Raw genomic sequence first — 13,576 nt, 5'->3', positions numbered from 1 at the left:
ATTTTCCCATTCAACACCAAAAATCAGCGCATTGCCTTCTTGAGAAAATGATGTCAGTATCAATCAAAACAAATCATCATTTGATTCAACTTGAACAAACATGAAGGTAATTGCGATGAGTAAAGTAAAAAGCATCACGCGTGAATCATGGATTCTGAGCACATTCCCGGAGTGGGGAAGCTGGCTCAATGAAGAGATCGAGCAGGAACAGGTCGCACCTGGCACTTTCGCTATGTGGTGGCTTGGCTGCACCGGAATTTGGCTAAAGTCTGAAGGCGGAACTAACGTCTGCGTCGATTTCTGGTGCGGTACGGGTAAACAGAGTCACGGTAACCCGCTGATGAAAACCGGTCACCAGATGCAACGCATGGCGGGCGTGAAGAAGCTGCAGCCAAACCTGCGCACCACGCCGTTTGTTCTTGATCCGTTTGCCATTCGTCAGATCGATGCGGTGCTGGCCACGCACGATCATAACGATCACATCGACGTAAATGTTGCAGCAGCCGTCATGCAGAACTGTGCCGACGACGTGCCGTTTATTGGACCGCAGACTTGTGTGGATCTGTGGATCGGTTGGGGTGTACCAAAAGAGCGCTGCATCGTGGTAAAACCTGGCGATGTGGTGAAAGTGAAAGATATTGAAATTCATGCGCTTGATGCGTTTGATCGTACGGCATTGATCACGCTTCCTGCCGATCAAAAAGCGGCAGGCGTGCTGCCGGATGGTATGGATGCCCGCGCCGTAAACTATCTGTTCAAAACGCCGGGCGGTACGCTTTATCACAGCGGTGATTCACACTACTCCAACTACTATGCAAAGCATGGCAATGAGCACCAGATCGACGTCGCGCTCGGATCCTACGGCGAGAATCCACGGGGAATTACGGACAAAATGACCAGTTCCGACATGCTGCGTATGGCGGAGGCCCTGAATACAAAAGTGGTGATCCCTTTCCATCACGATATCTGGTCAAACTTCCAGGCCGATCCTCAGGAGATCCGCGTACTGTGGGAGATGAAAAAAGATCGGCTGAAGTATGGCTTTAAGCCTTTTATCTGGCAGGTGGGTGGCAAGTTCACCTGGCCGCTGGACAAAGATAACTTTGAATATCACTATCCGCGCGGCTTTGACGACTGCTTCACGATTGAACCAGATTTACCGTTTAAATCGTTCTTGTGATCCACACAAAATGCCGGGCCATCCCGGCATTTTTTCCCATTTACTTTAGTATTTCCAGGCTATTTCAAATATCATCTTTTCAAATCAATTTGTATCGGAATAGCTCATGACTGAAGCACAAAGACATCAAATATTGCTGGATATGCTGGCGCAGTTGGGCTTTGTTACCGTTGAGAACGTGATTGAGCGTCTGGGGATTTCACCCGCCACAGCACGCCGGGATATCAACAAACTCGATGAAAGCGGCAAACTCAAGAAAGTCCGCAACGGCGCAGAAGCTATTACCCAGCAGCGACCGCGCTGGACGCCAATGAATCTGCACCAGGCACAGAACCACGATGAAAAAGTTCGCATTGCCAAGGCGGCATCCCAGCTTGTGAATGCGGGTGAAAGCGTGGTGATCAACTGCGGATCGACCGCCTTTCTGCTGGGTCGCGAAATGTGCGGCAAGCCGGTGCAGATCATCACTAATTATCTGCCGCTGGCAAACTATCTGATCGACCAGGAGCATGACAGCGTGATCATCATGGGAGGGCAATATAACAAAAGCCAATCCATCACGCTTAGCCCGCAAGGCAGTGAAAATAGCCTGTATGCCGGGCACTGGATGTTCACCAGTGGCAAAGGGTTGACCGCAGATGGACTGTATAAAACCGATATGCTCACCGCGATGGCGGAGCAGAAGATGCTTAACGTGGTGGGCAAACTGGTGGTGTTGGTCGATAGCAGTAAGGTCGGTGAACGCGCGGGGATGCTGTTCAGCCGCGCCGATCAAATCGATATGCTGATTACCGGCAAAAATGCGAACCCTGAGATCCTGCAACAGCTCGAAGCTCAGGGCGTGAGCATTATGCGCGTTTAAAGGTGCTGGCGGAAAAACGTCACCGTCGCAGCCAGCGCTTCTGGCGTGATGCGATGTCGTACGCCCGCTTCCCACAGGCAGGTCAGATTGTTGTCCAAACCTGCCTGAATCAGCGCTTGCTGTAAGCGGAAAGTTTCAACAGCCGGTACAACATCATCATCCTGTCCATGCCACAGCAGCAACGGCCTGTCAGCGAGGCGTGGTAACTGATGCGTAACATCCCATTCGGCAAGCGGGGCGATAACGGCATCAAATTCCGCCTGCTGCTCTGGGGTCTGAACCAGTAAAGGGGGAAAAAGCGTCTGCGCAAGCCGGGTAAAATAGCCTGAACCCATCAGGCTGGCTACACATTTAACCTCAGGATGGCGCGCCATTATGCCCAATGCTGTCATTCCCCCCATCGACGCCCCACCGACGGCAAGCCGCTCATCTGAAAGCCAATTTTCCGCCACCAGCGCCGCACGTAACGTCGTAAACTCCTGCATATTTTGCTGCAAAATATGCCAGAAGCGGTGCATTCGCACCTGGGCATCGCTTTTGAAGCGAGCGCCATGGTCGGGCGCATCTGGCATGACGACGCGGAACCCGGCCTGAGCCAGCGCAACGGCAAAATAGCTGTAAACCAGGCTTGAAGAGGTAAACCCGTGATAGAAGATAATACAAGGGAGTGAACATTCGCGTTTGCCAGCCGGAACGGCGTGCAGGACAGGGATACCCGCCAACTGTCGTGTTTCAATTTCGATCATTTGTCGCCTCTTTCTTTCTGGTATGCCATGCAGCAATACTTAACGCAAGCGAATGTGTTCGGCAATGATTCATAATGTTGAGAACTGGGTTACGCTTTCGCAACATTTTCATTCGAAAATCGCGTGAGAGATAACAATTCGGGAACATTCCCCTAAAGGGAAATTAATAAGGCACTACACTATGGCTATCAGGAAACGAGATAGAGTTATGCGCCGGTTTGCCTCTTTGTTGTTGGTTATGTTTTTAAGCGCCTGTAGTGTGCTACAGGGAACGCCACAACCCGCACCGCCAGTTGCCGACCACCCGCAGGAGATCCGCCGTGACCAGAGTAATGGGTTACAGCGATTAGGGACGGTTAGCGCGCTGGTAAGAGGCTCTCCGGATGATGCGCTGGCAGAGATCCGTGCCAAAGCCGCCGCGGCTAAAGCTGATTACTACGTGGTTTTATTAGTGGATGAAACTATCGTGACAGGCCAATGGTATTCACAGGCTATTTTGTATCGTAAATAACATTGGGTTGAAATTTAGTCAGCTTTACATTGCTTTGCGCCCCTATGCGTTTACCTGTGCACAATAAACCAACAGCAGGAAGCTTGAGGTTTATTATCGCGATGGAATGCCCTGCCGTGTGTAGGGGTACGAATAATGGAGCTGACGATGAAACAATCACTTGCCTTATCCTCACTGCTGCTTTCTGCCGGACTGGTAGGTACTACGGCGCAGTCTGCCGAATTCGCCAGTGCTGACTGTGTTACTGGCCTGAACGAAATTGGCCAGATATCTGTCAGTAACATTGCAGGAAATCCGCAGGATGTAGAACGTGTTGTCGCGTTAAAAGCGGATGAACAAGGTGCCTCATGGTATCGGATCATTCAAATGTACGAAGATCAGCAGCCCGACAACTGGCGCGTACAGGCCATACTCTATGCTTAACACATTGCCGGATGGCGTAAACTTATCTGAGCTACAGTGAACTGTAGACATGATAAGACGCGAAAGCGTCGCCATCAGGCATATTATTACCGTAATCCCCCCGTTGCCCGCAGAAGCAAATCATTCAGCACCTGCTCAGACAATCGTAGTCCCCCCCGCGTATCAAGCATCATTTGGCACCAGGCCTGCGCCACTGGAGGAGAGGCATAGCGCAACATCTGCGCTCCGCAACCAAGCTGGAAAAGCTGCTGCGTAATCTCCCGCCCCAATGCCTCGCTGGGTTTACGTAAACGCTGCTGGAGCTGACGTACCATTCGATCGTAATGTCGGTCTTGCCCTTTGACTTCCGCAAAGGCTTCACTGAGCATCTCGTATATGCCGGGTTGTTTGGTCAGTACCCGCAATACATCAAGGCACATAATGTTGCCAGAGCCTTCCCAGATACTGTTTACCGGCATTTCACGATACAAACGCGGCAGCTCGCTCTCCTCGCAATAGCCAATCCCACCCAGCACTTCCATCGCCTCTGCCACAAGTGGCATACCGCTTTTGCAAACGGAGAATTTCGCTGCTGGCGTGAACAACCTGGCCCACAGCGCTTCTTTAGCATCAGCACGGCGGTCCCAGGCCCGCGCCAGTCGAAACAGTAACGCCGTTTGACCTTCCAGTTGGAGCGCCATCCGACCTAACACTTGACGCATCATCGGCTGTTCAATCAATGGCTTGCCAAAGACCTGCCGCTGGTGCGCATGGTAAATCGCGACGGAAAAAGCACGCCGCATCATACCGTGACTACCGAGCGCACAGTCAAAACGCGTCATCCCCCCCATTTTCAGGATATGGCGTATACCTTCCCCTTCTTCACCCAATAGCCAGCCAATCGCATCGTGGAATTCAACCTCGCAGCTGGCGTTGGAGCGGTTGCCTAACTTATCTTTCAATCTCTCAAGACGGATAGCATTACGCTGCCCGTCAGGTAAAAATCGCGGCACAAAAAAGCAGGATAATCCCCCCTTAGCCTGGGCCAGCACTAAATGGGCATCGCTTTGCGGCACGGAGAAAAACCACTTATGTCCCACCAGCAGATACGAGCCGTCAGCAAGACGTTCTGCCTGAGTGGTATTGCTCAGCACATCTGAACCACCCTGCTTCTCGGTCATGCCCATACCGATAAGCAGCCCACGCTTTTGCCCACCGGGCAGCAAATGCGAGTCATAACGGTCGCTTAGCAGCGGCGTAAGCCAGTCGTGAAAGGGGGCGGGTAACATTTGAAGTAACAGCGGCGTGGCGGCAAAAGTCATGGTCACCGGACACAACGTGCCAGCTTCAACCTGCGCATGCAGCATGAAACGGGCCGCCCGGGCAACAAATGTTCCCTGCCTCGCATCTTCTTCCCAGGCCAGATTATGTACGCGGTTGGCGCATAATCCCTGCATCAGCAAATGCCAGGCAGGATGAAAACGCACATCATCCAGCCGCTGCCCCTGCGGGTCGTAGCGCAACAGTTCAGGTGGAAAAGCATTGGCCAGACGGCCCAGTTCGAGCGACTCGGCAGTCCCTAGCTGCTGACCAATACTGGCGAGAAGATCGCTGTCCCAGCCAGCGCCTTCGCGGATAACCGCTTCACACAGCGCGCCATCGGACAAATATAAGTTACTGTTATTGAGCGGTACAGGTTGGTTAAAAACGGTATGCGTTTGCCAGTGCATTGTGTCTCCCTCCGTCAATGGCCGTCGCTTTAAGTATGGTCAGCCAGACAAGAGAGTGCCTGGGATTCAGGTCACAAAAAAGCCATCCCGAGGGATGGCTTAAGAGACATAGAGAATGAATTAGCCGCGCTGGCGGACGGCTTCAAACAGGCAGATGCCCGTCGCAACTGAAACGTTCAATGACGAAACGCTCCCTGCCATCGGGATGCTGATCAGTTCGTCACAGTGTTCGCGGGTCAGACGGCGCATACCTTCACCCTCTGCGCCCATCACCAGCGCCAGACGACCGGTCATTTTGCTCTGATAGAGAGTATGGTCGGCTTCACCTGCGGTTCCGACGATCCAGATATTCTCTTCCTGCAGCATACGCATGGTGCGCGCCAGGTTGGTCACGCGGATCAGCGGTACGCTTTCTGCCGCACCACAGGCCACTTTTTTCGCCGTCGCATTCAACTGTGCGGAACGATCCTTCGGTACGATTACAGCATGTACGCCAGCAGCATCAGCGCTACGCAGGCATGCACCCAGGTTATGCGGATCGGTGACGCCATCGAGAATCAAAAAGAACGGCTGATCGAGCGTAGCAATCAGATCCGGCAGATCGTTTTCCTGATACTGACGGCCCGGCTTCACGCGAGCAATAATCCCCTGATGTACCGCACCCTCGCTTTTCTCATCCAGAAACTGACGGTTAGCCAGTTGAATGACAACACCCTGTGCTTCCAGTGCGTGGATCAGCGGCAGCAGGCGTTTATCTTCACGACCTTTGAGAATAAAGACGTCCTGGAAGCGCTCAGGCGCACGTTCCAGCAGGGCCTGCACCGCATGGATGCCGTAAATCATTTCACTCATGAATGTACTCGTTAATAGTTTATGCGTAACGCCGGGCAACGCGAAGGTTGCCCGACTTACAGTCTATGGCTGTTATTGTGCGACTTTCTTTTTCGCCGCACGTTTGGCTTTAGTGGCGGCAGCAATTTTAAGCGTTTTTGCCGAAGGCTTTTTCGCTTTTTTATCACCTTTCTTCTCAGCCGCATTCTTATCCGCCTGAGGTTTGGCTCTGCCTTTCTTCTCGCCGCGGAAAGCGCTGTCCGGCTCGAAATTCACCTTTTTGCCCATCTGACGACGTTTACCGGTATTTTTACCCGCATCGCCTTTTTTGGCTTTTTCGCGCGCGGTTTTACCTTCATTACGCGGCGCACGTTCGCTGGAGATCAAGCTGAAGTCGATCTTACGCTCGTCCATGTTGACTGCTTCCACGCGAACTTCCACGCGATCGCCCAGGCGATACATCTGGCCGCTGGATTCCCCCGTCAGGCGCTGCCCAACCTGGTCGAAACGATAGTAGTCGTTATCCAGAGAGGAGACATGCACCAGACCGTCGATAAACAGTTCATCAAGACGGACAAAGAAACCAAATCCGGTCACGCTGGCAATCACGCCTTTGAAGACATTACCCACCTGGTCCAGCATGAAGTCGCACTTCAGCCAGTCAGAGACATCACGCGTGGCTTCATCAGCACGGCGCTCGGCCATCGAACAGTGCTGACCCAGTTGCAGCATCTCTTCCATCGAATAATGGTAGCCACCGGTTTCCGTGGTGTTGCCCTTATGGCCCTGCTCCTGCGCCAGCAGATACTTAATCGCCCGGTGCAAGGAGAGATCCGGGTAACGACGGATCGGTGAAGTAAAGTGTGCATAAGATTGCAGCGCCAGGCCAAAGTGACCACGGTTTTCCGGATCGTAAATCGCCTGCTTCATCGAACGCAGCAGCATGGTTTGCAGCATTTCTGCGTCAGGACGGTCAGCAATCGACTCCAGCAGTTCAGCGTAATCACGCGGCTCAGGTTTGTTGCCACCAGGCAGCTCCAGCCCCAGCTCTGACAGGACGGAACGGAACGAGTTAATCGCTTCGGTCGTCGGCTTATCGTGAATACGGAACAGCGCTGGCTCTTTGGCTTTCTCAACGAATCGTGCCGCGGAGATGTTCGCCATGATCATGCACTCTTCAATCAGCTTGTGCGCGTCGTTACGCTGCGTCTGCTCGATACGCTCAATACGGCGTTCAGCATTGAAGATAAACTTCGCCTCTTCACTTTCAAACGAGATACCGCCACGCTCTTCACGGGCCTTATCCAGCACTTTGTAGAGGTTATGCAGCTCTTCAATGTGTTTAACCAGCGGTGCGTACTGCTCACGCAGCTCCTGGTCGCCTTGCAGCATATGCCAGACCTTGGTGTAGGTCAGACGTGCGTGGGAACTCATGACCGCTTCGTAGAATTTAAAGCCGGTTAAACGGCCTTTCGACGAAATGGTCATTTCACAGACCATACACAACCTGTCCACCTGCGGGTTGAGTGAACACAATCCGTTGGACAGCACTTCCGGCAGCATCGGAACAACCTGCGACGGGAAGTAAACGGATGTGCCACGGCTACGCGCTTCCTGGTCCAGCGGAGTCGGCGGGCGAACGTAATAGCTTACGTCAGCAATCGCCACCCATAAACGCCAACCACCGCCGCGTTTCTTCTCGCAATAAACCGCATCGTCGAAGTCGCGCGCATCTTCGCCATCGATAGTCACCAGCGGCAGGGAGCGCAGATCGACACGTCCTACTTTCGCCTCTTCCGGCACTTCTTCTTTCAGCCCGGCGACCTGTTTCTCAACCGCCTGCGGCCAGATATATGGGATTTCATGAGTACGCAGGGCCATATCAACGGCCATGCTGGTTCCCATGTTGTCACCCAGCACTTCAACAATTTTACCCACCGCTTTAGTGCGGCGAGTTGGACGCTGGGTCAGTTCAACGACAACCACAAAGCCCATACGAGCGCCCATTACCTCTTCCGGCGGGATCAGAATATCGAAGCTCAGGCGGCTGTCGTCTGGGACGACAAATCCAACACCAGCGTCGGTGAAGTAGCGGCCGACAATCTGGCTGGTTTTCGGCACCAGTACGCGCACAATACGCGCTTCGCGGCGACCTTTACGGTCCGCGCCCAACGGCTGCGCCAGCACCTGATCGCCATGAATGCAGGTTTTCATTTGCTCGCTGGACAGATACAGGTCATCTTTGCGGCCTTCAACGCGCAGAAAGCCGTAGCCATCACGGTGGCCAATAACGGTACCTTTCAGCAGGTCGAGACGCTCCGGCAGCGCATAGCATTGACGACGGGTGAAGACCAGTTGTCCGTCACGCTCCATCGCGCGCAGGCGACGACGCAGCGCTTCTTGCTGCTCTTCACCTTCAATATTGAGTTCAGCGGCCAGCTCATCGCGGTTGGCCGGCTTTTCACGTTTAGTTAAATGTTCGAGGATAAATTCCCGGCTCGGGATAGGATTCGCGTATTTTTCTGCTTCGCGTTCCTGGAAAGGATCTTGTGACATGTCGGTTCCTCCGTCATCATCGCTGCTGGCGGGAGTCGTTACTCCACCAGCAATAATTTATAAAGCGGTTGATTCTTTTCAACCAAATCAGCAAGTGTGTAGTTGTCCAGTTCCGTGAGAAAACTTTGCACTGCTTTAGAAAGCGCCTGTTTGAGTCGACAGGCCGGGGTAATATGGCAAAACTCGCTGCTACAGTTGACCAACGATAAGGGTTCCAGCTCGCGAACCACATCACCAATACCAATATCCTTAGCGGGTTTACCCAGGCGGATACCGCCATTTTTTCCTCGAATAGCAGTAACAAAGCCCGCCCGGCTAAGTTGATTGATTATTTTGACCATATGATTACGGGACACGCCGTAGACTTCTGTCACCTCAGAAATACTGGTCATACGTCCTTCGGGAAGTGACGCCATGTAGATTAGCGCACGTAATCCGTAATCGGTGAAACTTGTTAACTGCACATCAACCTCAGGAAAAGGGATAAAACGGATATACCTGGTAGTATTAATTACATTGATGATAAACCAGCCACCAGCCAGGTCGCTAATTTATTTCAGTTCGGGAAGGAAAAAAGCGAGGAACTTACGTGATTTTAAGCCGGATTCTGATGCAAAGCACCTTATCCGGCATAAATTAGTGCAAGCGCAGCGCCGTTTGACGCTACGCTATAACCAGAATTATGCGTCGAACGGGTCGCGCAGGATCATGGTTTCAGTACGGTCTGGGCCAGTTGAGATAATATCAATCGGCACACCGGTCAGTTCTTCAATACGCTTGATGTAGTTCAGCGCTGCCTGCGGCAGACCGCTACGTTCCTTCACGCCGAAGGTGGATTCAGACCAACCTGGCATGGTTTCGTAAATCGGCTCGATACCTTTCCAGTCGTCAGCTGCCAGCGGAGTAGTCGTTACTTCGCGGCCATCCGGCATACGGTAAGCAACACAGATTTTCACCTCTTTCAAACCGTCCAGTACGTCCAGTTTGGTCAGGCAGAAGCCAGACAGGGAGTTAATCTGTACTGCACGGCGTACAGCAACGGAATCCAGCCAACCGGTACGACGACGACGACCGGTGGTCGCGCCATACTCGTTACCTTGTTTGCACAGGAACTCGCCAACGTCATCAAACAGCTCAGTCGGGAACGGACCCGCACCTACACGAGTAGAGTAAGCTTTGATGATACCCAGAACGTAGTCCACATAACGTGGGCCCAGGCCGGAGCCGGTTGCCACGCCACCTGCGGTGGTGTTGGAGGACGTTACGTACGGATAGGTACCGTGGTCGATATCCAGCAGCGTACCCTGCGCACCTTCAAACATGACGAAATCGCCACGCTTACGCGCCTGGTCCAGCAGATCGGAAACATCAACAACCATTGAGGTCAGGATGTCGGCGATAGCCATCACATCATCCAGCACTTTCTGGTAGTCAACTGCTTCAACTTTATAGAAATTCACCAGCTGGAAGTTGTGATATTCCATCACTTCTTTCAGTTTTTCAGCGAAAGTTGCTTTATCAAACAGATCGCCAACACGCAGACCGCGACGAGCTACTTTGTCTTCATAAGCCGGACCGATACCACGACCGGTAGTACCGATCGCTTTCTCGCCACGCGCTTTCTCACGAGCGTTATCCAACGCAACGTGATAATCAAGGATCAGCGGACAAGCTTCAGACAGCAGCAGGCGCTCGCGAACCGGGATACCACGATCTTCCAGTCCTTTCATTTCTTTCATCAGCGCGGACGGAGACAGAACAACACCGTTACCGATGATGCTGATTACGTTTTCGCGAAGAATGCCTGATGGAATAAGATGGAGGACGGTTTTTTCACCGTTGATTACGAGAGTATGGCCTGCGTTGTGACCACCCTGGTAGCGCACAACATATTTAGCCCGTTCAGTCAGAAGATCGACGATCTTCCCTTTACCTTCGTCACCCCATTGGGTGCCCAGTACGACGACGTTGTTACCCATTTTTCAAAATCACCGTTTGCTTAAAAATGGATTTTACCACCGCTTTTTCAGATATACAGCACTTTTTGCATGCGAAAATCCGCAAATTAGTCTACTTATTGATCAGCCAATCGTTTTCCTCAACATGTAGTAGACCACAACGCCCGCAACCACAAGACCTCCACCAAAACGACGCAAAATATTTTCGGGAAGTTGCGCCATTGCAGAGATCATTTTCTTCCATGCGCTGGGATAAAGCATCGGACCCAGCCCTTCCAGCACCAAAACCAGCGCGAGTGCCAGCAAAATTGTTGAATTCATCCATCGCCCTTATATAAAAAGAAAACCACCGCATCCCTGGAGATGCCGGTGGTTTTGCTGCTTTAAAACCGCTGGAACGCGATTAGCGTGTCGCGGTATTTGGTGTCTTCATGTAGCGGAAGAAATCGCTGTCTGGGCTCATGACCATTACGTCCTGATTCCCTTCAAAGCTCTTCTCGTAAGCACGCAGGCTACGGATGAAGGCGTAGAAGTCCGGATCCTGACTGAACGCATCGGCAAACAGCTTAGCGGCTTCTGCATCGCCTTCACCGCGCATTATACGGCCCTGACGCTCAGATTCTGCCAGCGTTTTAGTGACTTCATAGTCAGCCGTTGCACGCAGTTTTTCCGCCTCTTCCTGGCCTTGTGAACGATGGCGACGCGCTACCGCTTCACGCTCAGCGCGCATACGGTTGTAGATAGCCTCGGACACTTCAGCAGGCAGGTTGATTTGCTTAATACGCACGTCAACTACTTCGATGCCCAATGCCGCCATACTGTTCGGGTTGATGACCGGTACTTTACCGTTCGTTTCAGCCTGAACACGTTCAGCCGCTTCGGCAATCGCGCTATCTGCTGCCGGAGTCGCCACTTCGTCTTCCGTGCCAGCAGAACCGGAGTTCAGCGCGTCACGAACTTCCAGGGTCAGACGACCGCGGGAATCGGTAACGATGTCCTTCACGTCCAGACGACCAATTTCAGAACGCAGACGGTCAGAGAACTTACGTTTCAGCAGGACTTCCGCCTGAGAAACATCGCCACCGCCCGTTGCCAGGTAGTAACGGCTAAAGTCACTGATGCGCCACTTGATGTAGGAGTCAACGATCAGGTCTTTCTTCTCTTTGGTAACAAAGCGATCGGCCTGGTTGTCCATAGTCTGAATACGCGCATCCAGCATCTTCACAGATTCAATAAACGGAATCTTGAAGTGCAGGCCAGGTGCTACGACCAGCGGCTTGTTTTCATCGTCACGCAGAACTTTACCAAAGCGCAGAGTAATACCGCGCTCGCCTTCTTTGACCACAAAGACAGACATGAACAGAACTACCAGAACGATGATGATAATCGCAATAACTGACTTACGCATCGTTATTCCCCCTGACGCTGGTAGTCGTTACGCTGCGCATTCGCGCGGCGTTGGTCCATAATATCGCCCTGACTGGTGGACGATGTGTTGCTTGCTCCAGTGCTGGAAGTCGTTGCTGGCGGCAGACGCAGCAGGTTTGAACTGCTGTCAGTCTTTGCTGCTGGCGCACTACCACCTTTCAGCATTTGATCCAGCGGCAGAACCATCAAATTGCTGCCTTTATCGTTAACCAGGACTTTGCGGGTATTGCTCAGCACTTTTTCCATGGTTTCGATATACAGACGCTCGCGGGTAATTTGCGGTGCGGCTTTATATTCCGGCAGAATTTTTGCGAAGCGAGCCACTTCACCCTGTGCTTCCAGGATTGTCTGAGTCTTATACGCACGCGCTTCTTCCAGAATACGCTGCGCCTGACCGTTTGCACGCGGCTGAACTTCGTTGGTGTACGCTTCCGCTTCACGGATGTACTGCTGTTCGTTTTCACGTGCTGCGATAGCATCGTCAAACGCGGCTTTTACTTCTTCCGGCGGACGTGCAGCCTGGAAGTTGACGTCCAGCAGGGTGATACCCATGTTGTACGGACGGATCGTTTCTTCCAGTTCACGTTGGGTATCGCTACGAATAACGGTACGACCTTCGGTCAGGATACGGTCCATGGTGTATTTACCGATAACCCCACGCAGGGCACTGTCGGTAGCCTGACGCAGACTGTCATCCGCGCTGGTTACGCTAAACAGGTAACGCTGCGGATCGGTCACGCGGTACTGTACGTTCATTTCGACGCGCACGACGTTTTCGTCAGAGGTCAGCATGACGCCGGATGCGGCAAGTTCACGCACGGCTTCAACGTTGACCGGTGTCACTTCGTCGACAAAGGTCGGTTTCCAGTTCAGACCCGGTTCAACCAAATGGCTGAATTTACCGAAGCGTGTCACCACGCCGCGTTCCGCTTCTTTAATGGTATAGAAACCGCTGGCCGCCCAGATAATGACGATAGCGGCCGCTGCGATAGTAAAGACTCGACCGCCCAGTTGCGGACGCGGGCCTTGCGATGAACTACCGCCGCCAGAGCCAGTACCTTTACCGCCACCCAGACCACCGAGCTTTTTACTCAGTTTGCGGAAGATATCGTCCAGATCGGGAGGTCCCTGCTCGCGACCACCTTTGTTTCCATTTCCCTCAGGGTTGCCGCCAGGTTTGCTGCTTCCCCAGGGGTCGCGGTCTTGTCCGTTATTACCGGGCTGATTCCACGCCATTTTTGTGCTCCATATTTGTTATGCGATGCTATACCTGCGTCTTTTGCGCTGCCGTTGCGTTGGCTGCGTCCCTCAACGCCAGTCACATAGTTGACTATGCTCCTGGAGATTTCAGGACTTGCCGCCTTCCTGCCGC

The 13,576-nt window shown here is 52.7% G+C and carries 13 protein-coding genes; 4 read left to right on the top strand and 9 right to left on the bottom strand.

The window, feature by feature from the left end; translation table 11 throughout:
* Positions 1-115 precede the first annotated feature (115 nt).
* Positions 116-1,180 carry an L-ascorbate 6-phosphate lactonase gene (gene ulaG, locus OGY17_RS08210; protein ID WP_003025649.1) on the top strand — a complete coding sequence of 355 codons (1,065 nt, stop codon included), beginning with the start codon at positions 116-118 and terminating at the stop codon, positions 1,178-1,180.
* Between the two features lie 106 nt (positions 1,181-1,286).
* Entirely contained in the window at positions 1,287-2,042 is a 756-nt protein-coding gene (gene ulaR / locus OGY17_RS08205; RefSeq protein WP_003025646.1) for an HTH-type transcriptional regulator UlaR, read from the top strand.
* Here the strand turns inward: ulaR and yjfP are convergent.
* Complete coding sequence (yjfP, locus tag OGY17_RS08200; RefSeq protein WP_048227203.1) at positions 2,039-2,788, bottom strand: esterase; 750 nt, start codon at positions 2,786-2,788, stop codon at positions 2,039-2,041. The genes ulaR and yjfP overlap by 4 nt on opposite strands.
* Positions 2,789-2,969: 181 nt before the next feature.
* On the opposite strand from yjfP, the gene bsmA reads away from it, so the two are divergent.
* Positions 2,970-3,299, top strand: coding sequence for a biofilm peroxide resistance protein BsmA (gene bsmA / locus OGY17_RS08195; protein ID WP_057066585.1), 330 nt, complete (start codon positions 2,970-2,972; stop codon positions 3,297-3,299).
* 147 nt (positions 3,300-3,446) lie between these two features.
* Positions 3,447-3,722 carry a DUF1471 family protease activator YjfN gene (gene yjfN / locus OGY17_RS08190; RefSeq protein WP_003830465.1) on the top strand — a complete coding sequence of 92 codons (276 nt, stop codon included), beginning with the start codon at positions 3,447-3,449 and terminating at the stop codon, positions 3,720-3,722.
* 86 nt (positions 3,723-3,808) lie between these two features.
* On the opposite strand, the gene OGY17_RS08185 is transcribed toward yjfN, so the two are convergent.
* From OGY17_RS08185 to hflK, 8 genes are all read right to left on the bottom strand, one after another.
* Positions 3,809-5,431 carry an isovaleryl-CoA dehydrogenase gene (locus tag OGY17_RS08185; protein ID WP_060682848.1) on the bottom strand — a complete coding sequence of 541 codons (1,623 nt, stop codon included), beginning with the start codon at positions 5,429-5,431 and terminating at the stop codon, positions 3,809-3,811.
* Between the two features lie 120 nt (positions 5,432-5,551).
* On the bottom strand, positions 5,552-6,283 hold the full coding sequence (gene rlmB, locus OGY17_RS08180) for a 23S rRNA (guanosine(2251)-2'-O)-methyltransferase RlmB (RefSeq protein WP_003830482.1): 732 nt from the start codon (positions 6,281-6,283) through the stop codon (positions 5,552-5,554).
* A gap of 72 nt (positions 6,284-6,355) precedes the next feature.
* Positions 6,356-8,818 (bottom strand): ribonuclease R, encoded by a 2,463-nt coding sequence (gene rnr, locus OGY17_RS08175; protein ID WP_008786007.1) that lies wholly within the window; start codon positions 8,816-8,818, stop codon positions 6,356-6,358.
* Positions 8,819-8,856: 38 nt separating this feature from the next.
* Positions 8,857-9,282, bottom strand: a complete 426-nt coding sequence (nsrR, locus tag OGY17_RS08170; RefSeq protein ID WP_003830485.1) for a nitric oxide-sensing transcriptional repressor NsrR — start codon at positions 9,280-9,282, stop codon at positions 8,857-8,859.
* A gap of 216 nt (positions 9,283-9,498) precedes the next feature.
* Positions 9,499-10,797, bottom strand: a complete 1,299-nt coding sequence (gene purA / locus OGY17_RS08165; RefSeq protein WP_003025606.1) for an adenylosuccinate synthase — start codon at positions 10,795-10,797, stop codon at positions 9,499-9,501.
* A 102-nt stretch (positions 10,798-10,899) separates the two neighbouring features.
* On the bottom strand, positions 10,900-11,097 hold the full coding sequence (locus tag OGY17_RS08160) for a DUF2065 domain-containing protein (protein WP_003025602.1): 198 nt from the start codon (positions 11,095-11,097) through the stop codon (positions 10,900-10,902).
* Between the two features lie 82 nt (positions 11,098-11,179).
* Positions 11,180-12,184 (bottom strand): protease modulator HflC, encoded by a 1,005-nt coding sequence (hflC, locus tag OGY17_RS08155; RefSeq protein WP_003830491.1) that lies wholly within the window; start codon positions 12,182-12,184, stop codon positions 11,180-11,182.
* A gap of 2 nt (positions 12,185-12,186) precedes the next feature.
* On the bottom strand, positions 12,187-13,440 hold the full coding sequence (gene hflK, locus OGY17_RS08150; protein ID WP_008786005.1) for an FtsH protease activity modulator HflK: 1,254 nt from the start codon (positions 13,438-13,440) through the stop codon (positions 12,187-12,189).
* Positions 13,441-13,576: the final 136 nt, after the last annotated feature.

The sequence above is a fragment of the Citrobacter sp. Cpo126 genome, assembly GCF_030332445.1.
Lineage (GTDB): Bacteria > Pseudomonadota > Gammaproteobacteria > Enterobacterales > Enterobacteriaceae > Citrobacter > Citrobacter portucalensis.
The sequence above is the reverse complement of the archived record's forward strand: the minus strand, read 5'-3'. Positions and strand labels throughout refer to the sequence as shown.

Excerpts from the sequence above, each read along its gene's own strand:
- purA (WP_003025606.1), bottom strand. The coding sequence starts at position 10,797 with ATGGGTAACAACGTCGTCGTACTGGGCACCCAATGGGGTGACGAAGGT.
- rnr (WP_008786007.1), bottom strand. The coding sequence starts at position 8,818 with ATGTCACAAGATCCTTTCCAGGAACGCGAAGCAGAAAAATACGCGAAT.
- bsmA (WP_057066585.1), top strand. The coding sequence starts at position 2,970 with ATGGCTATCAGGAAACGAGATAGAGTTATGCGCCGGTTTGCCTCTTTG.
- ulaR (WP_003025646.1), top strand. The coding sequence starts at position 1,287 with ATGACTGAAGCACAAAGACATCAAATATTGCTGGATATGCTGGCGCAG.
- ulaG (WP_003025649.1), top strand. The coding sequence starts at position 116 with ATGAGTAAAGTAAAAAGCATCACGCGTGAATCATGGATTCTGAGCACA.
- OGY17_RS08185 (WP_060682848.1), bottom strand. The coding sequence starts at position 5,431 with ATGCACTGGCAAACGCATACCGTTTTTAACCAACCTGTACCGCTCAAT.
- yjfP (WP_048227203.1), bottom strand. The coding sequence starts at position 2,788 with ATGATCGAAATTGAAACACGACAGTTGGCGGGTATCCCTGTCCTGCAC.
- yjfN (WP_003830465.1), top strand. The coding sequence starts at position 3,447 with ATGAAACAATCACTTGCCTTATCCTCACTGCTGCTTTCTGCCGGACTG.
- OGY17_RS08160 (WP_003025602.1), bottom strand. The coding sequence starts at position 11,097 with ATGAATTCAACAATTTTGCTGGCACTCGCGCTGGTTTTGGTGCTGGAA.
- rlmB (WP_003830482.1), bottom strand. The coding sequence starts at position 6,283 with ATGAGTGAAATGATTTACGGCATCCATGCGGTGCAGGCCCTGCTGGAA.
- hflC (WP_003830491.1), bottom strand. The coding sequence starts at position 12,184 with ATGCGTAAGTCAGTTATTGCGATTATCATCATCGTTCTGGTAGTTCTG.
- hflK (WP_008786005.1), bottom strand. The coding sequence starts at position 13,440 with ATGGCGTGGAATCAGCCCGGTAATAACGGACAAGACCGCGACCCCTGG.